Origin of the sequence: Kitasatospora indigofera (genome assembly GCF_014655955.1) — a bacterium.
Lineage (GTDB): Bacteria > Actinomycetota > Actinomycetes > Streptomycetales > Streptomycetaceae > Kitasatospora > Kitasatospora indigofera.
Map to the genome: position 1 here is coordinate 1 of NZ_BNBO01000158.1, position 1092 is coordinate 1092.

Annotated in this window: 1 protein-coding gene; it reads right to left on the reverse strand. The window is 79.5% G+C overall.

The features are described 5' to 3' along the window. A partial coding sequence (locus tag IE329_RS39925) for a polyketide synthase dehydratase domain-containing protein (protein ID WP_190215976.1) occupies window positions 1–1092 on the reverse strand: 1092 nt, incomplete at both ends.

Consider the following 1092-nt stretch of genomic DNA (forward strand, 5'->3'; position numbering starts at 1 on the left):
CGGTGATCAGCACCGTCCCCGCCGGGTCCCACTCCCGCCCGGCCGAGGCCGCCACCGCCGCCCGGACCAGCCGGGGCACCCACACCGTCCCGGCCCGGACGGCGAGTTGCGGCTCGTCGGCGGCCAGCGCCGAGGCCACGGCGGCCGGCAGCGCGTTCGCGGAGTCCGGGTGCTCGTCCAGGTCCAGCAGCAGGATCCGGCCCGGGTGCTCGGCCTGCGCGGAGCGCAGCAGGCCCCAGACCGGCGCCGACGCCAGGTCGGGCCGCTCCCCCTCGGCCACGGCGACCGCGCCCCTGGTCACCACGATCAGCCGGGTGGACTCCCAGCGCTCCTCGGTGACCCACTCCTGCACCAGGGTCAGCGCGTCGCGCAGCGCCGTCCGGGGCTCCTGGTGCCCCTCCAGGCCGACGGCCAGCCAGGCGCGGTTCTCGGCACCCGGCTCGACCGAGCCGAGGTCCGGGTAGGGCCCGGCGCCGGGCACCGCGGCGGCGGGGCCGGTGACCGGCGGCAGCACCGCCCAGTCCAGCTGGAACAGCGCGTCCCGGTCGCCCGTCCTGGCCGGCTCCAGCTGGGCCGCCGACACCAGCCGGGCCAGCAGCCCCTCCACCGAGGCGACCGGCGCGCCGGTCTCGTCGGCGGCCTCGACCGAGATCGCCTCCGGGCCGGTGCGGCGCAGCCGCACCCGCAGGGCGGCGGCGCCGGCGGCGTGCAGCCGCACGCCGGTGTAGGCGAACGGCAGCCGGCTGGAGCCCGCCGGGGTGTCCAGCAGGCCGTGGTGGGCGGTGATGTGCACGGCGGCGTCCAGCAGGGCGGGGTGCAGGCCGAACCGGCCGGCCTCCTCGCGCGGGGCCTCCGGCAGGGCCACCTCCGCGTAGAAGGTGTCGCCGTCCCGCCAGGCCGCCCGGAGGCCCTGGAAGGCCGGGCCGTAGGCGAGGCCGGCGGCGGTGAGGTCCGGGTAGACCTGCTCGACCGGGAGCCGCTCGGCGCCGGGCGGCGGCCAGGCGGTCAGGTCGAAGGCCGGCTCCCCCGAGGCGGGCAGCAGGGTGCCGGAGGCGTGCCGCTGCCAGTCGCCGTCCTCGGTCCGGGAGTGGA